The sequence below is a fragment of the Glaciecola sp. HA4-3 genome (assembly GCF_055693685.1).
Map to the genome: position 1 here is coordinate 1,785,553 of NZ_CM146340.1, position 26,008 is coordinate 1,811,560.

Genomic DNA, 26,008 nt, shown 5'->3' on the forward strand with positions numbered 1-26,008 from the left:
GTTGAAAGCTCCACTCTTCTATTGGCCGATTGCGATGTATTCTTGGTTTGAATATTGCGATTAAATAAACTCATAATGAATATGTGACCCCAAGAAAGTACTGCGTTCCAAAGTACTGAATGGTGCCGGTTCTAGACTCAGCGCCAAAATAACTTTTAGTTGGTTCGTCAGTAATATTATTTGCTTGGAATAAAATTCCAAGATTTTCGTTTACTTCATACGAAGCTTGGAAGTCTACTACCAGCTCTGAATCAAAGTTAACAACTTGTGCGTTTACCGCGACTTGCTGTGACACAAATGGGTCTCGGTATCTTGCATTAATACGTGTTTCAAATCCTTCATATTCATAAAACAAGGTCCCTGAAATAACTGTGGGTGACAGCTCAGGTAAATCTGATGAATAAATACCTTGATTAGGATCTGAAATTCTCGTTATTTCGGTTTGTGTATACGAATAGCTGAAATTAGTACCTAAACCTGACCACATGTCAGGTAAGAAACTAAATATTTGTGTATAAGTAAATTCAAGACCACGAATGTAGCCACCTTCACCATTGTTGACTGCTGAGGTATAAGCACCATTTACTACAGGAACATTAGTGGTTAATGGTAATCCGTCCGCATCTAAAACGGGAACAAGGTTGCCATTGCCATCATCTTCTTGCACGATCAAATCAATCGTATCAGGCACATTGAATCCGTTAGCGACAAAGTCATAAGGGTCTATCGTACTTCTATCAACAAACGACTGAATATCTTTATAAAACAGGGCTAATGACATTGCACCGTCGGTTTCTGTAAAGTAATGCTCGAACGAAATATCATATTGATTAGCATAAAACGGGCGTAAATAAGGAGAGTTATCGGCTTGACCACTAACCGTTGCTTCACCCGTTACGGTAATTTGACCGGTATCGATGTCTCGTTCAGCCAATGGCTCATTTATACGCACTCCTGAGTTTGCAAACATCTCATTGATAGGCGCACGCCCCATCACTTTTGCCATCGCAAAGCGCACATAAGAATTATCAGCCACTTGGAAATTTAGGTTCAAAGAAGGTAAATAATCGGTATATGTATCCTCAAGCACAACTGAGCGGAATTGATCAGATACTAGCCCAACATCGTCTCTTATTAGTTCTGCACCGGCATTTATATCGCCACCCACATTTTGTAAAAATGTTGACGCTTGCTTAGAATCGACCATGCGAACACCTAAGTTACCGGTCACCGGCATGCCCGCGAGCTCAAAGTCAAGATTTGCCATCACGTATGCAGAGGTGACTTCTTCATATACTTCACCCGATTGCAATACCGACCAAGAAGTGTCACCACCTAGAAGCACACCCTCTGGCGCGTTTACAACACCATCAAAACCACCCCAAGTTTGCTGAGGTTGTGGCACACCTTGCGGGAACCAAGCATTTAACGCCGCATCTAAATCGATAGATAAGTAGCTAGGGAAATTACCAAAATTACCTTCCCAATTCACGATTTCAACCATGTCTTGGGTTAAGCGAAGTGGCGGTTGAGTGCTTGAAAAGCTTGAGTCACTGCCATATTCAAATACCGAACGATCATTGGTGTATGTTCTATCAGAATAACGCGCGCCAAATTCGATTGAGCGAACATAGTCATTTTCAAGTCTATACTCAAAATCTAAACGATAAGCATCTAGTTTATCGGAGTTTTGGAATGGGTAGATGCCATATTTTGATACCAACACTTTGTTAATATCTGAAAATGCTGCATCTTGGTTGAAACCAACATCAGGTAAATCTAAACCGTTTAACAAATAGCTAATTGAAATATTTTCATCTAATTGAGGGTCAGCAACCGTTGCATCTTCTGCAACAAGTGACCACAACAAACCATTTCTAAAATCACTTTCAGCTGAGCTGCTAGCAATATCAAAATTCATTGTCCAATTATCGGTTATTTCCCAATTACCATTGAGTCCTAAATTTTTGATTTCATCAAAATCTTGATTGTCATCGTTAACAAGTTCGACGCGGGTGAAACCGCTCCCAGAGCGATTAAAGGTGCCACCTATCACATGGTTATCAACAATTGTTGGATTGCCAATTTGTACATTAGGCGCTTCAAGTTTAACCCTAAATCCGCGAGCAAAGGCTTCTGAATCAAATTGAGAATAAAACGCGTCGGCTTTAAGTGTAAAGTTATCTACTGGGGCCCACTCAATTGTTGCGACATAGCCGTTACGCGTTTCAGCACCACCTTTGTGTTGCATTTCAAAGCCTTCACCAACAAGCTCACACTCAACACATTGCCCTTCAATTGGCGTATTTGGGTTTAGATTATCGGTATCACCAACAACGCCGTCTACATCAACTTCACGGTTATAAGCAAGTCCAATAAACTGAGTCGAAACACTTGGTTGGAACAAACGGGCATAACCTAATGCCACACCTAAGGTGTCGTCTAGATATTTACCCTGATATGAGAAACTTAGTCTATGGCCATATTCATCGGCATCGGGGACTTCGCCTGCTCTATCGTTATACATACCACGAACATTTAAGTTAAATGAATGATCTTGTTCGTTGCTTAGTGGACTTGCAGTAGTTAATTCAACGGTACCTGCAACACCACCTTCAATCAACGATGCTTTTGGCGATTTATAAACAGCACCAGCAACGATTAATTCAGAAGGGTATTGGTCGAATTCTATAGACCTACTGCCACTAGTAGAAACCTGTTCCCTACCGTTAAGGGTTGAAAACACAAAATCACCTGAAAGACCACGGATATTAATTTCAGCTGCTTGACCACCTGTTCTTACCGCAGAAATCCCTGGTAGGCGAGTCAACGCGTCAGCAATTGACACATCAGGTAGACCGCCTAAATCATCAGCTGATAACTGTTCGGTAACTGTATCGCTGAATCGTTTTTGATTAAGGGATTTTATTAGACTCGTACTGAAACCTCTTACTTCAATTACTTCTATTGAGTTTTCTTCGGCATCAGTATCACTTGAATCTTGCGCGTATAACGTCGTGCTCCCGAGCAACATACCACTAGCGATTAGCGCGCTAGTAATAAGATTGGGTTTAAATTTGTTCATACGTGTGTCTCATTTAGTTGATTGTGGTGTTAACAAAAAAGTCGATGACTATTATTTTTTATTATCAATTACATTTTATTAACATTTCGTTGTAACAGTCCTATTACAACAGCATCAATGTTACATTTTTAAGCGCTCGTTAACACCAGCATGCATACGTATTCATAGATTTTGCATACATTTTGTTTACATTTAGAGTAACAAATACCATACAAAAACATCTTAAAAATGTCTAAAAGGAAGGTTTTTCTAGCACGATACAAAAGGACAAACGGGGTTTTTAGAGGAATTAAAAAAGCCGAAGTAAATACTTCGGCTTTTTAATTTACGATATTTATTACCAGCCTGTGATTTCTCTCAAGCCTTTACCAATATCTGCCAACGAACGGACTGTTTTGACGCCTGCGGCTTCAAGTGCTTTGAATTTTTCATCAGCTGTACCTTTACCACCTGCGATAATCGCACCGGCATGCCCCATTCTTTTACCTGCAGGAGCGGTAACACCCGCAATGTAAGAAACAACAGGTTTAGTGACGTTTTCTTTGATATAGGCGGCAGCTTCTTCTTCTGCATTACCACCAATTTCTCCGATCATCACAATTGCTTCAGTTGCTGGGTCTTTTTCAAACAATTCAAGTACGTCGATGAAGTTAGAACCTGGAATAGGATCACCACCAATACCAACACACGTAGATTGACCAAAGCCTTCATCGGTTGTTTGCTTAACCGCTTCGTAAGTCAATGTACCTGAACGAGATACAATCCCTACTTTACCAGCTTTATGAATGTGACTAAGGCATGATACCAATTTTACATTCATCAGGCGTAATAACGCCGGGGCAATTAGGGCCAATCATCGTCACACCTTTATTAGAGATGTACTCTTTGACATACAACATGTCGATAGTTGGAATGCCTTCGGTGATACAAACAATAATTTGAATGCCAGCATCTGCCGCTTCAATGATTGAATCTTTACAAAAAGGTGCTGGTACATAAATAACCGATGCAGTAGCACCCGTCGCTTCAACCGCGTCTTTAACAGTATTAAAAACAGGTAAACCTAAGTGAGTTGTACCACCTTTACTAAGGCGTAACACCACCGACCATTTGAGTACCGTAGTCAATCGCTTGTTCAGAATGGAAAGTTCCTTGACCACCAGTAAAACCTTGGCAAATTACTTTTGTGTCTTTATTAATTAAGATACTCATGCCGCACCTCCTGCTGCATCCACAACTTTTTGAGCTGCATCACTCAAACTGGCCGCTGCAATAATATTTAACTCACATTCTTCTAGCTTTTGTCTGCCTAGCTCAGCATTATTTCCTTCTAATCGAACAACTACAGGAACCGAAACGCCAACTTCTTCAACCGCGCCAATAATACCTTCAGCAATCATGTCACAACGTACAATACCACCAAAAATATTAACCAAAACAGCTTTAACATTACTGTCAGATAAAATGATCTTAAATGCTTCAGTCACACGCTCTTTGGTCGCGCCGCCACCGACATCTAGGAAGTTTGCAGGATTACCACCGTGTAATTTCACGATATCCATAGTGCCCATCGCTAGCCCTGCACCATTAACCATACAACCGATGTTGCCATCTAGTGCTACATAATTCAGTTCCCACTGAGCAGCTTGCGCTTCACGTGCATCTTCTTGTGACGGATCGTGCATTTCGCGCAACTTAGGTTGGCGATACATCGCATTGCTATCAATTGCTACTTTAGCATCTAGACAATGAAGGTCGCCGTCTGATTTAACGACTAAAGGGTTCACCTCAATAAGCGCTACGTCAAGCTCTTCAAACATTTTAGCAAGACCCAAAAAGATCTGAGTAAACTGTCTGATTTGAACGCCTTTAAGCCCTAATGCAAAAGCGATTTCGCGAGCTTGAAATGGCTGAGCGCCCACTAAAGGATCAACTTCAGCTTTAAGAATTTTCTCTGGAGTTTCTTCCGCAACTTTTTCTATTTCTACGCCGCCTTCAGTAGACGCCATAAACACAATTTTGCGAGAAGAACGGTCAACGACTGCGCCAAGATATAATTCTTGGTCAATATCAGTACATGACTCAACTAAAATACGGCTGACAGGCTGGCCGATTTCATCAGTTTGGTAAGTTACCAAGTTTTTGCCAAGCCAGTTTTCGGCAAATGCGCGAATCTCAGCTTTATCTTTGACTAGCTTAACGCCGCCTGCTTTACCGCGGCCACCCGCGTGCACTTGACATTTAACTACCCATTCAGTTCCGCCAATGCGGTCTGCAGCTTCAACGGCTGCTTGAGGTGTATCAGCAGCATATCCATCAGATACAGGCAAGCCGTATCCTTTAAATAACTGTTTACCCTGATATTCATGCAAATTCATGGTTTATTATCCGATTGTGTTGATTGAGGACACGTCAACTAAATGTTTACATATCCGGTTAAAACTGCGCCGAATTCTATCATGAAATCGGCGATTGATCAGATGATAACGAAACTATCATCTTAAGTGCTGAAATTTCGACCAAAGTATCAGCCGAATCTACACATCTAGCAACAAACGTGTAGGATCTTCTAACATTTCTTTTACTGTGACTAAGAATCCAACCGATTCTTTGCCATCAATAATTCGATGATCATACGACAAGGCAAGGTACATCATTGGTAATATTTCGACTTTACCGTTAACCGCCATTGGACGGTCTTGAATTTTATGCATACCTAAAATTGCACTTTGTGGTGGATTAATAATCGGTGTCGACATAAGAGAACCAAATACTCCACCATTTGTGATAGTGAAGTTCCCACCTTGTAACTCGTCAAGCGATAGTTTTCCGTCTCTGCCTTTTAAGGCCAATGACTTAATTCCTTTTTCAACACCTGCCATGCCCAACATATCAGTATCTTTTAATACTGGCGTGACCAATCCTCGTGGTGTAGAAACGGCAATAGAAATATCAAAATAGTTATGATAAACCACATCATCCCCATCTATTGACGCATTCACTTCAGGGAAGCGCTTAAGTGCTTCTGTTACCGCTTTGACGTAAAATGACATGAAACCTAAACGTATACCATGACGCTTTTCAAAGCTGTCTTGATATTGTTTACGTAAATCCATAATAGGCTTCATATTAACTTCATTGAAGGTTGTTAACATCGCGGTAGAATTTTTTGCTTCTAACAGGCGATTTGCGATTGTTTTACGCAAGCGTGTCATTGGAACACGTTTTTCAGTTCTATTACCAGCCGCCATTGCAGGCACCTCTTGAATATCCGCAGCTGCAGCCTTAGGTGCTGGTTTGTTACCTGATTTCAAGTGTTGTTCAACATCTTCTTTGGTAATACGACCATTTTTGCCAGTACCTTTGATTTGGCTTGGCGATAAGTCTTTTTCAGCTAATAAACGTCTTACAGATGGGCTCAATGCATCGTCATCGCTGCCCTCATCATCGCTACCTTGCTGTGCAACAGGTGCAGCAGCAACCGCTCCGGCAACAAATTTAGCAATGATTTCTTCAGCTGTTACTGTTGCGCCTTCTTCGGCAATAATTTCACTTAGTGAACCATCTGCTGGTGCAACTACTTCTAATACGACTTTATCAGTCTCGATATCAACTAAGTTTTGGTCTCGAGCAACAGCCTCTCCAACTTGTACATGCCAAGTTGCAATGGTAGCGTCTGCGACTGATTCAGGTAGCACAGGTACATTAATGTCGGTACTTGGCGCATCAGATGCTGGTGCTGCTGGAGTCGACTCTTCAGTTTTGTTTGATTTACTCACAACGCCCTCTTCTACTTTTCCAATGACTTGTTCGCCCAAGACAGTATCACCTTCGACTGATATTATTTCACTTAATACGCCGTCAGCAGGAGCAACGACTTCTAATACTACTTTATCGGTTTCTATATCTACTAAATTTTGATCGCGTGTAACAGAATCACCTGCTTTTACATGCCAAGTAGATACGGTAGCGTCTGCGACTGATTCTGGTAATACGGGAACTTTAATCTCGTGTGCCATTCTGTGATTCCTTATTTAATTGTGAGTGCAGCTTCAACCAACGCTTTTTGCTGTTGGTTGTGAACAGAAACATAACCTACTGCAGGAGAAGCAGATGCTTCACGTCCCGCATAACTCAATTTCGCGCCCTTTGGTATTGCTTGCCAGAAATGATGTTGACTACAATACCATGCGCCTTGGTTTTGCGGCTCCTCTTGGCACCATACCCAGTCTTTCACGTGAGAGTACTGTGCCAATTTTTCATTTATTTCATCATGTGGGAATGGATACAACTGCTCTATCCTAACGATTGCTACATTGTTTAATTCGTTTTTACGACGTTGGTCCAGTAATTCATAATACACCTTACCCGAACACATCACGACTCGTTTCACTTTACTTGCATCGATTTCATCAATTTCATCAATGACGTTCTGGAATACACCTGATGCTAATTCATCGATAGAAGACACAGCAAGCGGATGCCGCAATAATGATTTAGGTGACATAACAATAAGAGGCCTTCTCATCGGCCTAACGGCTTGACGACGAAGCATATTGTATACTTGCGCTGGTGTTGAAGGCACACATACCTGCCAATTATGGTCAGCACAAGCCTGCAAGAAACGCTCTAATCTCGCGGAGCTATGCTCTGGACCTTGCCCTTCATAACCATGAGGAAGTAATACGGTCAATCCGCACAACCGACCCCATTTCGCCTCACCTGAACTCAAGAATTGATCAAAGACCACTTGGGCGCCGTTGGCAAAGTCACCAAACTGCGCTTCCCATATAGTTAAGGTACCAGGCTCTGCGGTAGCAAATCCGTATTCAAAAGCCATTACGGCTTCTTCTGATAATACCGAGTCATATATTTCTATATCGCCTTGCTTAGCATGTAAGTGTTGAAGTGGCATATACACACTAGCATCTGCTTGATTATGCAACACTGCATGACGATGGAAAAAAGTACCACGTCCTGAGTCTTGCCCAGTAATGCGAATATCTGTCCCTTTATCAAGTATCGTTGCATAAGCTAAATTTTCAGCCATACCCCAATCAATCATCTTCTCGCCATTCATCATTGCGATACGGTCGTTATAAAGTTTATTTACACGTGATTGAAGCTTGTGCCCTTCAGGAATAGTTGTTATAGCTTGGCCCAATTTGACCAAATGTTTGTTGTCAATACTAGCATCATATTTAGCATCCCAATCGTGCCCAAGATAAGGACTCCAATCAACAGAGTGTTCTGTCATTGGACGCCATTCTTCAACCACACACGCGCCGTGATCTAACGCATTGCGATACTCTTCAACTAACTTATCGACTTCATGTTTTTCTATGATGCCTTCAGCCTGCAACTGATCAGCATAAATCTGTTTAGGTACTGCGTGTTTTTTAATTTTTTGATACATCAATGGCTGTGTTGCATTGGGCTCGTCAGCTTCATTGTGACCATGCCTGCGGTAACACACCAAATCAATAACAACATCGCGTTTAAATTTGTTTCTATAATCTAGAGCCAATTTAGTCACAAAAGACACCGCTTCGGGGTCATCTGCATTTACATGAAAAATTGGCGCTTGGACCATTTTAGCAATATCAGTACAATATTGAGTGGAACGCGTATCTTCGGTCTTAGAAGTGGTAAAGCCGACTTGGTTATTAATTACAATCCTAACTGTTCCACCAACCGAGAAGCCGCGTGTTTGAGACATATTAAACGTCTCTTGCACTACGCCTTGACCCGCGATTGCAGAATCACCATGAATCGTGATTGGCAACACGCTTGAACCATCTAGGCTACCACGGCGAGCAAGTCTAGCCCGCACAGAACCCATTACAACGGGATTTACAATTTCTAAATGAGAAGGGTTAAATGCTAACGCTAAGTGAACATTACCACTATGGCGTAGCAAAATCAGACGAATAACCTGCGTGATATTTAACATCACCAGCGCCCAAGGAATCATCATGCTTGCCCGCAAATTCATCAAATAATACGGACGGATTTTTACCTAAAACATTGACCAAAACGTTTAGCCTACCTCGATGAGCCATGCCTAAAACGACTTCTTTAGCACCCGCTTCACCAGCGTCATTGATCAAACCTTTTAGCATCGGTATTAGTGCGTCTCCACCTTCTAAGCTAAATCGTTTTGCGCCAGTAAATTTACTACCCAGGTATTTTTCCATACCGTCAGCCGCTATGAGGCCTTTTAAAATTTTTATTTTAGCGTCACGATCAATAGTAGGTTTCGCTTCAACTGATTCCAAACGTTGTTGTATCCAACGCTTCTGTTCAGTATCGGTAATATGCATATACTCAGAACCTATTGAACCGCAATACGTTCTTTCTAAGGACTTAACTAATTCTTTTAATGCGAGCTTCTCTGCACCAACCGCATAAGACCCTAAGCTAAATAATGTATCAAAATCACTTTCACTTAAATTATGATGTGACAGCTCTAAGTCTCTCACACGTTCTTGTTTCCAAAGTTCCAGAGGATCTAAATTAGCGTGTTGATGCCCCCTAAACCGGTAAGCATTAATCAATTGCAAGACTTTGATTTGTTTTTCATCGCCTACTGCGCCAGCACTAGCGGCAGGCGCAGCACCCATTCTGGCCACAGGGCCCATAGATGCAGCTTTTCGAAACTCTTCTTTGATTAATGTATGATTTTGTTCAACGGAAACACCTTCAACCTTTGGTAAATCATCAAAGATAGTTTTCCAGTTTTCTGGGACATTAAGTGAATTTTCTAGATATGCTTCGTACAATTCTTCAACATACGCAGCATTTGAACCTGCCATATGGGAAGAATCCCACCATGCTTTCATCACGCTATTTTGCATTGTTTAGCCTTGACTTGTGTTATTAACTGTATTGTATTCTAAGTAGTTTTTAATTTAAATCTTATATAACTATTGTCTTACAAAAATTTGCAATATTTTTGCTTTAGACGAAAAAAAAGCCGCTCTTTTCAGAGCAGCTTTTGTTTAATACTTCAAAAATGAACAAATATGTTCAATTAAACGGCTCTTTGCAACAGCATCGATTTAATTTGTCCAATGGCCTTAGTTGGATTTAAGCCTTTAGGGCAAACGCTAACGCAATTCATAATGCCGTGGCATCTAAACACGCTAAACGCATCATCCAAATCATTAAGCCTTTCGTCAGTAGCAGTATCACGACTGTCAATTAAGAAGCGATATGCATGCAATAAACCTGCTGGTCCAATGAATTTATCCGGATTCCACCAAAACGATGGGCATGATGTAGAACAACATGCACAAAGAATACATTCATATAAACCATCAAGTTTTGCTCTGTCTTCTGGACTTTGCAAATGTTCTCGAGCTGGTGGTTGTGTATCGTCATTTATCAAGAAAGGCTTAATTTTTTCGTATTGTGTGTAGAACTGTGTCATATCGACAACAAGGTCACGCACAACAGGCAAACCTTAGTAAAGGTCTAACTACCACTTTCTTTTTACCTAATGCCGATAGAGGCGTTATGCAAGCTAAGCCGTTTTTACCGTTCATGTTCATTCCATCTGAACCGCACACACCTTCTCGGCATGAACGTCTGAATGATAAAGTCGGATCTTGTTCTTTTAATGCGATTAAGGCATCAAGAACCATCATGTCTTGGCCTTCTTCAACCTCTAATTGATACTCCTGCATGCGCGGGGCATCATCAACATCGGGGTTATAGCGATAAATTGAAAACTCTAATTTCATAGTAGACACTCCTATTAGTAGGTACGAGCTTTAGGAGGAAACGCCTCTCTAATTTTCGGAGCCATGTTAACATCACGTTTAAGCATAGTTTCGCCCTCAGGCACATACACCGAGTGACACAACCAATTGTCATCGTCACGCTCAGGAAAATCGAATCGGCTGTGAGCACCGCGGCTTTCCGTCCTGAAGTTTGCAGCAACAGCTGTGCTATATGCGGTCTCCATCAGGTTGTCGAGTTCCAAACATTCGATTCTTTGTGTATTGAAATCACTGCTCTTGTCATCTAAACGTGCATTTTGAAGGCGTTCACGAATCTCAGAGAGTTCTTTGAGGCCTTCAGCCATTGCTTCGCCTTCTCTAAATACTGAGAAGTTAAGCTGCATGCACTGCTGCATGTCTTTTTTGATTTGAACAGGATCTTCGCCTTTTCCTGAATCCGAGTTCTCCCAACGATTAAAGCGCGCCATCGCCGCGTCAACGTCGTCATTAGATGCGTCGGATTTGACGTCGATCTCATCAATACTTTTACCTAAATGAAGACCGGTTGCGCGACCAAACACAACTAAATCTAATAGTGAGTTACCACCAAGACGGTTAGCTCCATGCACAGACACACAGGCAATTTCACCGCAAGCAAACAGGCCATCAAGTGGCTTTTCGTTGCCATCTTTGTCTATCTGTATGACTTGTCCATCAACATTTGTTGGAATCCCACCCATCATGTAATGACAAGTTGGAATAACCGGAATAGGCTCCTTAACTGGGTCAACATGCGCAAATGTTCTTGAGAGCTCTAAGATGCCCGGAAGGCGAGACTCAAGTACATCTTTACCAAGGTGGTCAAGCTTAAGCTTTATGTGCGTACCCCAAGGTCCCTCACAACCACGCCCTTCACGAATCTCAGTCATCATTGAACGAGCGACGACGTCTCGCCCGGCAAGATCCTTAGCATTTGGTGCATAACGTTCCATAAAACGCTCACCATCTTTGTTTAACAAGTATCCGCCTTCACCACGGCAACCTTCGGTAACTAACGTACCAGCGCCTGCAATACCTGTAGGGTGGAATTGCCACATTTCCATGTCCTGCAATGGTGCACCAGCTCGAAGTGCCATACCAACACCATCACCAGTATTAATGTGCGCATTGGTGGTTGATGCGTATATTCTACCTGCTCCGCCGGTTGCTAACACAACCGCTTTAGATTTAAAGTAAACAACTTCACCTGTTTCAATATCAATTGCAGTACAACCGACTACCTTAGCCATGTTGGTTTTTGACCAAATCAAGCGCATACCATTCGGAAAATACTTTTGTCTTGTTTTTGACATTTTGCTGATACAGCAAATGCAGCAAGGCGTGGCCTGTTCTATCTGCCGCTGCAGCAGTTCGAGCAGCTTGCTCCCCGCCAAAATTCTTTGATTGTCCGCCAAACGGACGTTGATACACTTTTCCTTCGTCTGTTCGAGAAAAAGGAAGTCCCATATTTTCCATCTCAATAATGGCTTCAGGGCCTGTCTTGCACATATATTCAATGGCTTCTTGGTCACCAATATAATCTGACCCTTTAACCGTATCGTACATGTGCCATTCCCAGTTATCTTCATGGGAATTACCTAGCGCAACCGTGATACCGCCTTGAGCCGATACAGTGTGCGAACGCGTAGGAAAGACTTTTGAAAGCAATGCACATGATCTGCCTGATTCAGATATTTGCAAAGCAGCGCGCATACCAGCACCACCTGCTCCGATAACAACGGCATCAAATTCATGAATAGGTAACGTCATCTTAAACTCCCCACAATACGAATAAACCAACCGCCACGTAAGCAACGGCAATGATATTTACGACAAATTGAATGGCGGTTCTTAGTCGATAAGCTTTGACATAATCTGTCAATACTTGCCACAAGCCAATTTTAACATGCATCATGATGGCAATGAGTGCCAACAAGGTAAATGCTTTCATATATATCGACGCAAATAAACCTTTCCATACTTCATAAGTGACTTCTGGAGTGGAAATAAAGAAATACACCATGAACAAAGAAAACGCACTGATCACAAAAGCGCTTGCTCTGATGGTGACATAATCTTGAATACCGTTACGTTTTATTGCAGCTTGATTAGTTACCATAATACCACTCCTACTACGATGGTCAGGATAATCCACAAACCAATAGCCACATTGGCGCTTGTGTTACCTGATTCTAACTCTTCCCAAAAACCCATATCCATAACAAGATGGCGTACACCGCCTATGAAGTGATAAAGGAGCAAAGAAGCGATGCCCAAAGTAAAAATATATCCAACAATTCCTTGCATAAGTTCGCTGACATACACAAAGCCTTGTTCAGAAGATAGTGACGTTGCCCACGCCCATACTACGAATAAAAGCCCAATAAACATTCCAACACCGGTAACACGATGCAGAATGGATGCTCTCCCTGCGGCGGGCAGTGTGATTGTGGTCAAATCTAAATTGACTGGTCTTTGTTTTTTCACAATAAAACGCCTGTTAGTAAAATGTGTGTTAAAAACTACATGAATTAGCTGCCTATTAACAGCTAAACGCCGAATGCTTATCCTCAAGAAGCTAAAAAATATCCCAACAAATCGAAATATTTGTTAACTAAATGTGAAAAAAATATTAATAAAAACATCATAATATCCCTTATTTTTCAGCGGGTTCGAATATATCAATCAAACATATTAATAGCAATTATTAGTTGGCACTAGGGACTTTAGTCGTAAACTTATGTTTATACCTACATTTCAATCTGACTTATGCCTATCATTGCTTATAAGAAATGCCGATTATCATATTCAGTGATATAGAATATATATTGACCAAAATTGCATTTAAATTGACTTAACCATGCAATAAGTTGAGAATGACGGCACTTTTCCCCCAAAGGTGTGCTTTATTTGCGACACAATAGTGAACAATTTGCGCACTTTTTCCGTTTAATCGGATACTCAATTTTAGGAGAGTAATTTAATGTCAAATAAAACCGCTTCACTCAAAGTAGGTGATGTAGAAGTAGATCTTCCCGTTTTAGAAGGGACAGAGGGTCACCCGGTTATCGATGTTCGTTCCCTTGGAGGACAAGGGTACTTTACGTTTGATCCTGGTTTCATGGCAACAGGCTCTTGTGAGTCCGCGATTACCTTTATAGATGGTGCAAAAGGCATATTGTTACATAGAGGGTACGGAATCGAAGACCTAGCGCGCGATTCAGACTATCTTGAAGTATGTCATATGTTACTTCACGGAACAGCCCCTTCCACGGAAGAGTATTTAGACTTTAAACAAACAATCACAAGACATACCATGGTGCATGAGCAAGTTAACATGTTCTTCCATGGCTTTAGAAACGATGCTCACCCAATGGCCATGCTTTGTGGCACCGTTGGCGCGCTGTCTTCTTTTTATCATAGTGATTTAGATGTTGCAGACCCAGAGCAACGCAAACGTTCTGCGCATCGCTTGATCGCAAAAATGCCAACACTTGTCGCGATGTGTTACAAGTATAACGTTGGACAACCGTTCGTATATCCACGCAACGATTTGAGTTATGCCGCTAATTTTCTAAACATGATGTTCTCTGTCCCAGCTGAAGAATACAAAATCAGCAAAGCGGTTGAACGCGCCATGGATAGAATATTTATTCTACATGCAGACCATGAACAAAACGCCTCTACCTCTACGGTACGCCTAGCTGGTTCATCAGGCGCTAATCCATATGCATGTATCGCAGCAGGTGTCGCATCATTGTGGGGACCTGCTCATGGCGGTGCAAACGAAGCATGCTTAAGAATGTTAGAAGAAATTGGTACGGTTGACCGTATTCCTGAATTCATCGCAAGAGCAAAAGATAGAAATGACCCGTTTAGACTCATGGGCTTCGGTCATCGGGTCTATAAAAATCATGACCCTCGTGCAACAGTTATGCGTGAAAGCTGTCATGAAGTCTTATCAGAGCTTAATGTTGATAACCCATTATTAGACGTTGCTATGGAACTAGAGCGAATTGCTCTAAGTGACCCTTATTTTGCTGAGAAAAAACTCTTCCCTAATGTCGATTTTTACTCTGGTATCGTATTAAGTGCAATTGGTATCCCAACTAATATGTTTACATGTATTTTTGCACTAGCAAGAACGGTTGGATGGATTTCTCATTGGCACGAAATGATGAGCCAACCTTAGTCAAAAAATCGGACGCCCGCGCCAGTTATATACTGGTGAGAGCAAACGTGATTACGTTCCAATTAAAAAATAATCACAAGCTATCAGTAAATGGCGCTTTTGTAGCGCCATTTTTTTTGCTTATCTATTATTGGGCACTATATAATATCAACACTACGTTGGAGTAAATATCACATGAAAAATGCAGCAAAAGTGTTAGCTTATCTTGGACTACTGCCTTTTATTGGAATGCCTTTACTTATTTTGGTTGGCGCCATACCTTACTATCAAGGGTACACTGCGTTTGTGCAATATTCGGCGATTATTTTATCTTTTTTTGGTGGTATTCATTGGCTTGATGCCCTTCAAAATAGACGTCACAACCATCAACTCTATGTAGCGATGTTACCCAGCATCATTGCATGGTTTGCTCTTATATTTCTTAATAGTAATTTACTACTAAGCGTTTTATCAATCGCATACATTGGGATTTTAATGTATGACAAATATGTACTCGCCTTAGAGCGAGACATTCTTATCCCGTATACTAAACTAAGGGTGATTTTAACAAGTGTCGTGGTGATAACACATTTGGTAATGGCGTATTTATAATCTATAGAAAGCCTGTATTTTATTGCTGATTACTTTCATGAATCTTTGCTTCAATTTCCGACAGCTTTTGCTCCACTAAACCAATATCGTTTTTGCTTTCGATATTCAATCGTATTACAGGCTCCGTATTAGACTTTCGGAGGTTAAAACGCCATTGCTCAAATTCCATCCCTATGCCATCGGTTCTGTCAATTCCAAGTGCTTTAGGCTCGTATTCATCGATAATACTTTTAATTGTGAGGCTCGCATTTGTTACCGTGTAGTTAATTTCTCCAGATGATGGGAACTTTGCAATACGTTCTTTCACCATATCGGACAAAGGAGTACCAGTAGTACAAATCAATTCAGCGACTAACAGCCAAGGTATCATTCCTGAATCGCAAAAAGCAAAATCTCTAAAATAATGATGAGCGCTCATTTCACCACCATAAATGGCATTTTCTTTACGCATTCTTTCTTTGATAAATGCGTGGCCTGTTTTAGATTTTACTGGTTTACCCCCAGATTCACGTACCATATCTTCGGTGTTCCAGTACACTCGTGGGTCATAAATTATTTTTTCCCCTTTATGCTTGTCTAAAAATGCCTTAGCTAACAAACCGACAATATAATAACCTTCTATAAATTGACCATTTTCGTCAAATAAAAAGCAACGATCAAAATCACCATCCCACGCAATACCCATATCAGCTTTATGTTCAATTACTGCTGCTTGCGTATGGTGTCTATTTTCAGGCAACAAAGGATTAGGTATACCATTAGGAAATTGGCCGTTAGGTTCATGATGAATTTTGATAAATTCAATTGGGACGTTTTGATGTCTAAAATATAGCTCAATCGCGTCAATGATGTGCCCTGCACTTCCATTTCCTGCATTTACGACTAACTTTAAAGGCCTTATGTTTCGGATATCGATATATTCACTAATGTGCAAAACATAGTCGTTTACACAAGTGATACGCTCATATGAATGAGTAGACAACAAGGTAATATCCTTCACAGAACATTCGCCATTTACAAATTGTTTGTCTGTTACGCGCTCGCCTGATGAATAAAAAGCAAGTCTTTGCGTAACAGTATCATCGCTGTATGTTTCGGCTAATGTTTGAATCGCTTTTAAACCAGTATCACCACTAATCGGCACTGATCCCGCTTTAACCATCTTTATACCGTTATAGTTAATAGGATTATGGCTTGCAGTCACTTCAATCCCACCATCAACGCCTAAATGCTTTGTGGCAAAATAGATCTCTTCAGTACCACTATTTCCTAAATCTTTAACAGACGCTCCTGCGTCGATTAGCCCAGCGGCTAACGCCAATTTTAAAGGAATCGATGTTAAACGAGCATCTGCGCCTATCACTACTTGCTTAGCGCCTAGATGCTCAGCAAATGCTCTACCAATTCTGTAGGCAACGTCTTCAGTTAGTTGGCTAAGAAGCTCACCACGTATATCGTAGGCTTTAAAACAAGTTATAGGGGTCATATGATTAAACGTAAAGAAAAGAATGTGCGCAAATGTTAGGGAAGAAAACCGCTAGATGCAACGAATAATTGTGAAAGACGTCGCCTCTAGCAAGCTGTGTTATAGCAAATAGATGCGTTAAGCGGTCAATCTGTTAGCCTGATAGTCCGCGATTGCTTGGTTTATTTCATCCATTGAATTCATTACAAATGGACCATATTGCTCTACTGGCTCATTTATGGGCTCACCACTAACAAATATAAACTTAGCAGAATCATGACTTTCGACTATTAGTTGTTGACCAAAATTTAGTACCGCTAATAGCCCTTGTTCAAGCGTTTTTCCATCGATTGTTATAGTGCCTTCATAAACATACACAAAACCATTATGAGAGCTTTGGGTAGCAATGCTAATTGTATCTTTTGTACTAATGTGGACATCATAAAACTGTGGTTTAACCGTTTGTGTGCTCACCGCACCGGCTACTCCATTCAACTCTCCGGCTAATACCCTTGCCTTTGAGGAATCTCCAACAGACGTTTCATTTATGAGTGCACTTGGAATATCTTCATACCCTGGAGCTGACATCTTCTCAGACGCAGGCAGGTTTACCCATAATTGAAAACCTCTCATTTTACCCGAGGTTTGCTGTGGCATTTCCTCATGAATTATCCCCTTGCCTGCATTCATCCATTGAAGACCACCATCTTCAATAATGCCCTCATTACCCACTGAGTCTTTATGGCCCATTTTACCGTTGAGCATATAGGTTACCGTTTGGAACCCTCGGTGAGGATGCGCTGGAAATCCTGCAATGTAATCTTGTGCATCATCTGAACCAAACTCATCTAGCATTAGAAATGGATCAAGGCGTTTTAACAACGGCTGCCCTAAGACACGTTTTAGTTTTACACCCGCGCCATCTGAAGCAGGCATTCCTTTCACAACTTGTTTTATCGATGATGTTTTCATTCTTCTATCTCCCGTTAAGACAGCAAAGCCCTTTTATGTGCTTTGGTATAATCAACAATAGGCCCTTTTGGCACTATCTGAGTTGGGTTTATCATAGTATGGCTGTAATAATAGTGACGTTTGATATGATCAAAATTAGTCGTTTCTGCGACACCTTTATATTGATACAACTCTGATACATAACCTGATAACGCAGGGTAATCAGCTATGCGTTTTAAATTGCACTTGAAATGCCCAACATACACAGGGTCAAACCGTATTAAAGTAGTAAATAATCGCCAATCTGCTTCAGTTAAGGTATCACCCACTAAATAACGATTTTTCGTCAATATGTCCTCAATATGGTCCAAGGCATCAAACAGCTCTTCAACAGCTTCTTCATATGCCTGTGGTGTGGTTGCAAAACCAGAACGATAGACACCGTTATTAATCTTGGGATAGACAAAGTCATTAATCTCATCGATTTTACTTTGTAGATCTGCTGGATAATAATCATCAACGTTTCCAGTTAATTCATTAAATGCAGAATTAAGAATACGTATAATATCGGATGATTCATTATTCACAATCCGATTTGTTTTCTTATCCCACAGTACAGGCACAGTAACTCTAGTAGTAATATCTGGATTGTCTTTCGTGTAGACCTGATGCATGTAATCAAAGCCAAACAAGTGATCTTGCGTTGCGCCAGAGTAACCATCAAACTCCCAACCATTTTCTAACATATCAGGACTAACCACAGATACGCTAATATGCTCTTCTAAGCCTTTTATCGATCTAAAAATAAGCGTCCGGTGTGCCCATGGGCACGCCAATGATACATATAAATGATATCTACCCGATTCAGGTGTAAAAACTGCACCTTCGCTAGTTGAAATTTGATGACGGTACATAGAGTCTTGACGTACAAACTTGCCGCCTGACTTTTTTGTGTCATACCATTGGTCTTTCCATTGTCCTTCTAGCAATAAACCCATAAACTTAGCCTCTTGAATGTCGTGTTAATTTTCAATAAACGTATTAAAGCATTAATTTAAAAGAATGAATAACGCTAAAAATAACTAGTTTTATTCTATTTTATAGAAAGGTATAAGAGTAATGTCATATCAACAGCGCTTCTCGGGTGTCGCTCGCTTGTATTCTGCATCCGGATTACAAAAGCTTTCACAAGCAAATGTGTGTATTGCTGGTATTGGTGGTGTAGGTTCGTGGGTAGCAGAAGGCTTTGCAAGAAGTGGCATAAACCAAATGACCTTAATTGATTTAGACGACGTGTCACAAAGCAATATCAATAGGCAACTACATGCACTAGACTCAAGCGTTAATCAAAGTAAAATTGAGGTCATGCGCATACGCATAAAAGATATAAACCCAGATTGCACAGTAGATTGTATAGAGGATTTCGTGACGCCTGATAATACGATGAGTTTATTAGACAAGGGCTTTGATGTAGTTATTGATGCAACCGACAGTGTTAAGGCAAAAAGTGCGATTGCTGCATATTGCAAACGAAACAAAATAAAACTTATTTGTATTGGAGGAGCTGGCGGACAGCATGATCCCCTTTTAATTACAAAAGGTGACCTTGCAAAGACTAAACAAGACCCACTTTTAGCCAAAGTAAGAAGTGAACTAAGACGTTTTTACAATTTCAGCAAAAACCCAAAACGTAGCTTTGGAATTCAGTGCATCTATTCAACAGAGCAACTTAAATACCCAACCGCAAGTGGCGGTATCAGCGAACAAAAACAAAATAGCCAAGGCAGCGCTAAAATGGATTGCAGCACCGGCTTTGGTTCAGCGGTAAGTGTAACGGCAAGCTTTGGTTTTGCTGCTGTTAGCTTAGCGATTAAACACATTATTAAATAATTACTGGATAAGTCGGGAAGCCTTGTACTTTTTGACATCAAGGGTTAAGGCAATAATTAACCAAATACTAATCACACCAAGCAACATGTAGGCATTTTCAGCCATTGCCATAACTTGCTCACTTAGCACTGCTGTGCCTGCAATTAATAACAAGTAATATGGTAAATTGAGCAAGCCAGCTAGGCCGATGACCCTCATAGACTTATTATTTGCACCTTGAGAAAACATAAAAAATGCGAGTGAATTAATATGTATCATCGCTAATAGCAACTGCGATAGTTTTGTCCTTTCTTGCGGTTCTTTATTTCTACCATCAAATGATTGAGAAGAGGCTTTTCCTAAGGCGTAGTTGATTGCAGAACCGATAGTTGCCGCTAGCACCATCGCAATGGTTAAGTATAGGATATCTTTAGCAGAAGGATTTGCACCAACAACTAAAATGACGGCAAAAAACTGACTAAGGAAAATAAAATCCAACATACACAATTGATTCAAGCAGAATAATCAGAAAAATCACCCAATAAAAGCCGTTTTCAAATACATTCTTTATCGCTTCTAATAACTCAGCACCAGGAGGAATAACATTATATTGAACAAGCACACTTAGCATGCCAAGGGCGATTAAGGCACTTAGGGGTAAAAACGAAGCATATTTCATATTGAGACTATAAATTCCTAATTAATAATACAGATACCGCGTAAAAAGCATAAAAGTTTATTGTTTATACGTTACCATAATTTAATACTAGTACATCTTGAATAAAACGTTGGAGCAAACTTTGTACCGTCCAAAAACCACGCTAGAGCAATGGCGAATCATACAAGCAGTAGTTGACCATGGTGGTTATGCACAAGCCGCACAAGCGATGAATAAAAGTCAATCCAGTCTGAATCACGCTGTAGCCAAACTGCAAAGCATGCTGGGCGTGCAATTATTAGAAGTGATTGGACGTAAGGCTCAACTAACGCCTGCTGGCGAGGTTATGCTTAGACGTTCACGAGACCTTACATCTAACGTAGAATCCTTAGAGCAGTTGGCCGTCAATATCAATCAAGATTGGGAACCTGAAATCACTCTTGCCGTTGATTTGGCTTATCCACGTGAAGCGCTCATACCTATATTGCAAGCATTTTTGCCGCAAAGTCGAGGAAGTCGCTTGCGTATAATCGATACGGTATTAACTGGCAGCGTTGAATGCGTAACTGAAAAAACGGCTGATTTAGTAATATTATCTGAAACTCCCAAAGGTTATCTTGCAGAACCCTTATTACATATTGAATTTGTCCTTGTGTGTCACCCTGAACATGAATTAACTAAGCTTGTTCAACCTATTGATCCTAACGCCTTGGCTCAGCAACTTCAGATTGTGATAAAAGACTCCGCCACAACGCCTAACGAAAAAACGGGCTGGTTAAAATCAGAAAATCGATGGACGGTAAGCCAATTTGATACTGCGGTAGATATTCTCAATAGAAATATTGGTTTTTGCTGGATACCCAAGCATAAAGTAGATAACTTATTGAACGAAAAAAGACTAGTATCTTTAGCGGTAGAAGGCAGTTCATTTAAACAACTTACCGCTTTTTTAGTGTGTCCAGCACCTGAACAAAAAGGACTAAGGTACGCGTTTATTGAGCGATCTTATTTTACAACATCGTCAAATTACTCTACCTTCATAAGCAACGAATATAAGAGCAGCACATATGAATAATGATGAATTACAAAGATTAATGAATGATAGTGCCAATGATGCTATTGAAGTAAGTAAAGAAGAGTTTAACGTCGATTTAGACTATAGCCACGAAAGTATTCAAGAGATTGACCGCTTATTCAGCTCCTTTAAAGAGACATTTAAAGAACAAGTGTTGGAAGATAAAGCAATTTTTACACTTTGTAATATATATGGCGCTTATATTGGCGAGGTATTTAAAAAACTGGCAGACGGTTATTGGATATACGACGAAAGTGAACAAGATGCCCCCACTATTTTTCTTAAAGTCGATGAGCATACTTATGCATTTGCTGGCATTTGCTATGAAAATTTAGTCAATGATAACGAAATGTCAGTGAAATCCTATTTTGACACTGCATTAGCGGCTAATCAAAAATAGCTACGCTATATAACTAAGGTGTCCGCCAGTCTTTGCACATAGTTGACACATATCGACTAGATAAGACATATAGCAGTCCACAAACAATGATACTAAGTGATACTGCATGTGATAATGAAAACACGAACTTAATATGATTTAGCATGTAGATTTGAGAGCTTAAATCTATTAGCAATGCTATAACGACAAATGGCTTGAGCAAAGTAAATAAGCGTAAAAATTGTTTTGAAAATAATGAATTTCGATAACTTAATAGCCCTAATGCACATATAGCAGGCAGTATAGGCAATAAGCCAATGTAAAAATGATAGGGTAAAGGGTAAAACAAACGCAACAACAATTCGCTATCTTCCCTAAAGGATAACGATACAATTAATACCAATAGGCTGCGGCAAGTAAACAGAATAAACAAGTACAAATAAAAAGGCGGCTTTAATCGACCGCCTTCATCGTAACAACTTAATGGATATTGAAGCATAGAAAGTTCTGTCTACTAGCTAATGTATCCCGCTAAAGATTAAGCATCTTTTTCTTCGATACTTTCTTTTTGAATAATAAGGTCATTCGATCACTCTCGCCAATTTGACGCATTGCTTCACGTTTTTGCTCATCATCACCGGCCCCATTAAAACTTGGCGGTAGACGCCATACAATATCATCAATACTCAGGTTTGTCATTTTCATTAGCATTCATTTCGCTGCTCGATACTAATTCAAAACCGGCCTGTTCAAAAACGGCGATCACTTGGGATTGTTTTAAATAGCCCTTGCTGCCGTCAGCCCATTCATCGGGCATTGATTCTGGAGCTCTGTGTTGCACAACGCCAACAAGGCCATCATCCTTCAATAGTGAAGACGCTACGTCCAATGCTTGAGTAAGAGTTTGAGCTTGATCTTCAAAACGGTTCAGATTGTGAAGTGCGCGAACAAATAAGACACGATCTAGGGTCCCAAACGCTTCTTGTGGAGCCGTTTCAAACGTAAAACCAGCACTTTCAATACCGTTGTCCGTAAATGTCGCCACTAATTCTGGAAATTTCGCGGTGCGGGCGGACATTTGTTCGATACGTTCAGGGGTAAAGAAACCAAACAATGGCCACATTGAATCGTTATAGTTTATTCCATGCAATGCGCCAGTCTCCCCCAAGTACGGGGCAAGAATTTTAGAGTACCAACCACCACTACAGGTAATGCCTCTGCTACTTTCATTCATGGTTTTACTTGGAAAAATGACAGTGTTTCAACAGGCCGACGATATATATCTCGAGCTTTATCTTCTGCATCCCTAGCTTGGACTGCTTCGTTAAGTGCTGGCATATGATCATCTGCGTGCGCGTTAAATGAACAAAGAATGCTAAATGCGAATGAGGCAGCTACAAATGAAGCGATTGGAAGCGACTGTTTATTTTTTAAGAACATGGTGGTCTCTAGTAAAGGATTGTCGAGCACTTATCATAGTAAACAAGTGCTCAACTAACAACATCCTTAATACCTTTTTATCGCTCAATAGCGTGATGAGAGTTTAAGGTCTTACTTGACCTACACCTTCAACTAAAAACTTTTCAGTAGTCAAACTCTCAAGGCCCATGGGCCCATATGCGTGTAATTTACTTGTCGCAATTCCTATTTCTGCGCCAAGACCGAGCTGACTGCCATCTGAGAAGCGCGACGAAGCATTCACCATTACTACCGAGGCATCTACACACTGTTGAAACAATTGAGCATGTTTTTTGTCTTCAGTGCAAATGACTTCTGTGTGATGACTTCCAAAAAGGTCTATATGCTCTAGTGCTTCTTCAAGTGAAGCAACTGATTTTATAGCAATTTCTAAGGCCAGATACTCTTCACCGAATTGGTCGTGTTCGATAATAGTAGCGGCATTAAAATATGAAGCATTATCGATCTCACAGTTAATCTTTACCTTAAATGTCTCAAGCGTCTGAGCTACCATGGGTAAAAATGTATCTTTTATCGCATCATGCACGATGAGTCCCTCTAGAGCATTACAAACGCCTGTTCGCTGGGTTTTCCCATTAACCAGTATTTTCAGCGCTTTATCTAAATCTGCATGTTCATCTACATATAAATGACAAACACCTTTAAAGTGTTGAATTACCGGTACTTTACTATTGTCAGAAACAAAGTTGATTAAACCTTCACCGCCTCGAGGAATAATGACGTCTATGTAATCCTTCATGTTCATTAACTCCTGCATTAAAGAACGGTCAGGGTCAGGTACAACAGAAATCACCGCTGGGGGAATGTTATGCTTTTCTAGTACTGTATGTAGCACCTTGGCAATCGCTTTAGATGAATGCAGAGCTTCTTTGCCCCCTCTTAAAATCACGCCATTACCAGATTTAAAACACAAAGCAGAAGCATCAGCAGTAACATTAGGCCGTGCTTCATAAATCATACAAATGACACCCAAAGGAATATTCATCTTGCTAATTGATAAGCCGTTAGGACGAGTAAGCGTATTTGATATTTTACCAACGGGGTCTTCAAGCGAGACTATTTCTTCAATGCCCGCCGCCATATCTTCTATTCTTTGTTGCGTCAGCAATAATCTATCTTGCATTGCATCCGCTAAGTTATCTTGTCTTGCTTGCGCCATATCAAGTTCATTTGAAGACAATATATCGCTTACGTTTTCTCGTAAGGCACTTGCCATATCACTTAACACTTCGTTTTTTTTGTCTTCAGATAATCTTACTAATACTTTTGCCGCTGATGCAGCTTCTTTACATAATGCTTCAATCATTGAGTCTTTCATGAGTTCTCCAATACGGCAACGTGTTCAGGGGAAATAATAGAACGAGTTAAAAAGTGTGAATCTTTATCGAGTCTTTTTCTGACATTTTCATCGGCTAAATAGCTCAATAAACAACTGCTATATTTAGCTTTTGCTTTGGCTAATTTTTTACCATCATCATTGCGTAATAATATGGTATCACCAATTGCAAACTCACCATTTACCTCAAGTAAATTTTGACTCGTCACTTTTTCTTCTATTTCACTTATTGCCAGTTGTTGTTCAGATAACACTACCTCTCCACGTGCCTTCACCGTATGTTTCATCCAATGTTCTGTGGATTTCATCGGTTTTTTACAAGCATTAAATAGCGTGCCCGGATTCTCACCAGTAATGAACAAATCAAAATTACTCGTTTCAAAACCATTGATAATGTATGTATCGATGCCATGACTTGTTGCTTTTTCAGCCGCTTCAATCTTTGTGCGCATCCCGCCAGTGCCTACTGAACTTGTAGCACCGCCAGCCATATCGTATATTTCTGGAGAAATCACACCAACTTCTTTTAACAACATTGCGTCTTGATTTGTATGAGGGTTTTTGTCATACAAACCATCAACATCAGTGCACAAAACAAGTGAATCTGCATCAATAGAACTAGCGATGACGGCAGCCAAGTTATCATTGTCGCCTACTTTTTGAGAATCTGACGTGACCGTATCGTTTTCGTTGATGATGGGCAATACATTTTGTGCAAGTAACACTTCAATAGTGTCTTTGATACTGACAAAGCGTTTGCGGTGGCTTAAGTCATCGTTTGTCAGCAAAAGCTGTGCACTGGGGAAGTCAAAAAGCTTATCCCAAAGCTCCATCATGGCGGTTTGTCCGGTTGCTGCCATCGCTTTTTTCAACGCGGGTGTCATGGTATTACTATCAAACCATTTGCGTCCAGCAGCGACCGACCCTGAAGAAACCAGTACAATTTGCTTGCCTTGTTGGCGACATTTTACAATAAATTGAGCAATGGCTAGAAGGTTATGAGAACTGCAACCATTGTTGTTTGGCGCGATAAGCGCACTACCTACTTTAACTACTATTCTGTGATTGTCTCTAAAAGACATAAAGCCTCATTGTGGATTAATGTAGCGTGTAGTATATCAAAATTGAGTTTTTCTTTCAAAATTACTAAACTTTAGTCTAGTAA

20 protein-coding genes and 5 pseudogenes are annotated in these 26,008 nt (G+C 40.6%); 5 read left to right on the forward strand and 20 right to left on the reverse strand.

The features are described from left to right. Window positions 1-70 precede the first annotated feature (70 nt). The 9 genes and pseudogenes from ACZ1G6_RS08445 to sdhC form a co-directional block, all read right to left on the reverse strand. On the reverse strand, window positions 71-3,085 hold the full coding sequence (locus ACZ1G6_RS08445; RefSeq protein ID WP_472618873.1) for a TonB-dependent receptor: 3,015 nt from the start codon (window positions 3,083-3,085) through the stop codon (window positions 71-73). A gap of 337 nt (window positions 3,086-3,422) precedes the next feature. Further along, window positions 3,423-4,297 (reverse strand): annotated as a pseudogene (gene sucD, locus ACZ1G6_RS08450) (succinate--CoA ligase subunit alpha). Beyond that, window positions 4,294-5,463, reverse strand: a complete 1,170-nt coding sequence (gene sucC / locus ACZ1G6_RS08455) for an ADP-forming succinate--CoA ligase subunit beta (RefSeq protein ID WP_472618874.1) — start codon at window positions 5,461-5,463, stop codon at window positions 4,294-4,296. The pseudogene sucD and the gene sucC overlap by 4 nt, the downstream one beginning before the upstream one ends. 159 nt (window positions 5,464-5,622) lie before the next feature. Continuing rightward, window positions 5,623-7,104, reverse strand: a complete 1,482-nt coding sequence (gene odhB / locus ACZ1G6_RS08460; protein ID WP_472618875.1) for a 2-oxoglutarate dehydrogenase complex dihydrolipoyllysine-residue succinyltransferase — start codon at window positions 7,102-7,104, stop codon at window positions 5,623-5,625. Between the two features lie 11 nt (window positions 7,105-7,115). Continuing rightward, window positions 7,116-9,942: pseudogene (locus ACZ1G6_RS08465) on the reverse strand (2-oxoglutarate dehydrogenase E1 component). Window positions 9,943-10,118: 176 nt separating this feature from the next. Next, window positions 10,119-10,830 (reverse strand): annotated as a pseudogene (locus tag ACZ1G6_RS08470) (succinate dehydrogenase iron-sulfur subunit). 14 nt (window positions 10,831-10,844) lie between these two features. Then, window positions 10,845-12,618, reverse strand: a pseudogene (gene sdhA, locus ACZ1G6_RS08475) (succinate dehydrogenase flavoprotein subunit). Between the two features lies 1 nt (window position 12,619). Beyond that, window positions 12,620-12,967 (reverse strand): succinate dehydrogenase, hydrophobic membrane anchor protein, encoded by a 348-nt coding sequence (gene sdhD, locus ACZ1G6_RS08480; protein WP_472618876.1) that lies wholly within the window; start codon window positions 12,965-12,967, stop codon window positions 12,620-12,622. Beyond that, a complete protein-coding gene (gene sdhC, locus ACZ1G6_RS08485; RefSeq protein WP_472618877.1) occupies window positions 12,961-13,335 on the reverse strand; it encodes a succinate dehydrogenase, cytochrome b556 subunit in 375 nt (124 codons plus the stop codon). The genes sdhD and sdhC overlap by 7 nt, the downstream gene beginning before the upstream one ends. Window positions 13,336-13,831: 496 nt before the next feature. Here sdhC and ACZ1G6_RS08490 point away from each other — a divergent pair. After that, window positions 13,832-15,113 (forward strand): annotated as a pseudogene (locus ACZ1G6_RS08490) (citrate synthase). Between the two features lie 101 nt (window positions 15,114-15,214). Next, window positions 15,215-15,631, forward strand: coding sequence for a DUF3429 domain-containing protein (locus ACZ1G6_RS08495; protein WP_472618878.1), 417 nt, complete (start codon window positions 15,215-15,217; stop codon window positions 15,629-15,631). Window positions 15,632-15,650: 19 nt separating this feature from the next. Here ACZ1G6_RS08495 and ACZ1G6_RS08500 read toward each other — a convergent pair whose 3' ends face one another. The 3 genes from ACZ1G6_RS08500 to ACZ1G6_RS08510 form a co-directional block, all read right to left on the reverse strand. Further along, window positions 15,651-17,117, reverse strand: a complete 1,467-nt coding sequence (locus ACZ1G6_RS08500; protein ID WP_472618879.1) for a phosphohexomutase domain-containing protein — start codon at window positions 17,115-17,117, stop codon at window positions 15,651-15,653. A gap of 117 nt (window positions 17,118-17,234) precedes the next feature. Further along, on the reverse strand, window positions 17,235-18,068 hold the full coding sequence (locus tag ACZ1G6_RS08505) for a pirin family protein (protein ID WP_472618880.1): 834 nt from the start codon (window positions 18,066-18,068) through the stop codon (window positions 17,235-17,237). Window positions 18,069-18,082: 14 nt separating this feature from the next. After that, the gene (locus ACZ1G6_RS08510; protein ID WP_472618881.1) at window positions 18,083-19,045 is read right to left on the reverse strand and encodes a glutathione S-transferase family protein; all 963 of its coding nucleotides are present in this window, start codon (window positions 19,043-19,045) and stop codon (window positions 18,083-18,085) included. Window positions 19,046-19,166: 121 nt separating this feature from the next. On the opposite strand from ACZ1G6_RS08510, the gene tcdA reads away from it, so the two are divergent. Continuing rightward, window positions 19,167-19,937 carry a tRNA cyclic N6-threonylcarbamoyladenosine(37) synthase TcdA gene (gene tcdA / locus ACZ1G6_RS08515; protein ID WP_472618882.1) on the forward strand — a complete coding sequence of 257 codons (771 nt, stop codon included), beginning with the start codon at window positions 19,167-19,169 and terminating at the stop codon, window positions 19,935-19,937. On the opposite strand, the gene ACZ1G6_RS08520 is transcribed toward tcdA, so the two are convergent. After that, window positions 19,938-20,417, reverse strand: a complete 480-nt coding sequence (locus ACZ1G6_RS08520) for a hypothetical protein (protein ID WP_472618883.1) — start codon at window positions 20,415-20,417, stop codon at window positions 19,938-19,940. It abuts the gene before it with no gap. Beyond that, complete coding sequence (locus ACZ1G6_RS08525; RefSeq protein ID WP_472618884.1) at window positions 20,395-20,595, reverse strand: hypothetical protein; 201 nt, start codon at window positions 20,593-20,595, stop codon at window positions 20,395-20,397. The genes ACZ1G6_RS08520 and ACZ1G6_RS08525 overlap by 23 nt, the downstream gene beginning before the upstream one ends. A gap of 121 nt (window positions 20,596-20,716) precedes the next feature. Here ACZ1G6_RS08525 and ACZ1G6_RS08530 point away from each other — a divergent pair, with 121 nt between their 5' ends. Together ACZ1G6_RS08530 and ACZ1G6_RS08535 are read left to right on the forward strand one after the other, a co-directional pair. Then, a complete protein-coding gene (locus tag ACZ1G6_RS08530) occupies window positions 20,717-21,649 on the forward strand; it encodes a LysR family transcriptional regulator (protein ID WP_472618885.1) in 933 nt (310 codons plus the stop codon). Continuing rightward, complete coding sequence (locus ACZ1G6_RS08535; RefSeq protein ID WP_472618886.1) at window positions 21,642-22,049, forward strand: hypothetical protein; 408 nt, start codon at window positions 21,642-21,644, stop codon at window positions 22,047-22,049. The genes ACZ1G6_RS08530 and ACZ1G6_RS08535 overlap by 8 nt, the downstream gene beginning before the upstream one ends. A 13-nt stretch (window positions 22,050-22,062) precedes the next feature. Here ACZ1G6_RS08535 and ACZ1G6_RS08540 read toward each other — a convergent pair whose 3' ends face one another. From ACZ1G6_RS08540 to proB, 6 genes are all read right to left on the reverse strand, one after another. Continuing rightward, on the reverse strand, window positions 22,063-22,527 hold the full coding sequence (locus ACZ1G6_RS08540) for a DUF2919 family protein (RefSeq protein WP_472618887.1): 465 nt from the start codon (window positions 22,525-22,527) through the stop codon (window positions 22,063-22,065). A 32-nt stretch (window positions 22,528-22,559) separates the two neighbouring features. Next, the gene (locus ACZ1G6_RS08545) at window positions 22,560-22,733 is read right to left on the reverse strand and encodes a hypothetical protein (protein WP_472618888.1); all 174 of its coding nucleotides are present in this window, start codon (window positions 22,731-22,733) and stop codon (window positions 22,560-22,562) included. Beyond that, the gene (locus ACZ1G6_RS08550) at window positions 22,708-23,262 is read right to left on the reverse strand and encodes a hypothetical protein (RefSeq protein ID WP_472618889.1); all 555 of its coding nucleotides are present in this window, start codon (window positions 23,260-23,262) and stop codon (window positions 22,708-22,710) included. The genes ACZ1G6_RS08545 and ACZ1G6_RS08550 overlap by 26 nt, the downstream gene beginning before the upstream one ends. After that, a complete protein-coding gene (locus ACZ1G6_RS08555) occupies window positions 23,259-23,468 on the reverse strand; it encodes a hypothetical protein (RefSeq protein WP_472618890.1) in 210 nt (69 codons plus the stop codon). Before ACZ1G6_RS08555 ends, ACZ1G6_RS08550 begins: the two co-directional genes overlap by 4 nt. A 103-nt stretch (window positions 23,469-23,571) precedes the next feature. Further along, window positions 23,572-24,813: a glutamate-5-semialdehyde dehydrogenase gene (locus ACZ1G6_RS08560; protein WP_472618956.1), complete on the reverse strand. Its 1,242-nt coding sequence runs from the start codon at window positions 24,811-24,813 to the stop codon at window positions 23,572-23,574. A gap of 8 nt (window positions 24,814-24,821) precedes the next feature. Continuing rightward, complete coding sequence (proB, locus tag ACZ1G6_RS08565) at window positions 24,822-25,925, reverse strand: glutamate 5-kinase (RefSeq protein WP_472618891.1); 1,104 nt, start codon at window positions 25,923-25,925, stop codon at window positions 24,822-24,824. Window positions 25,926-26,008: the final 83 nt, after the last annotated feature.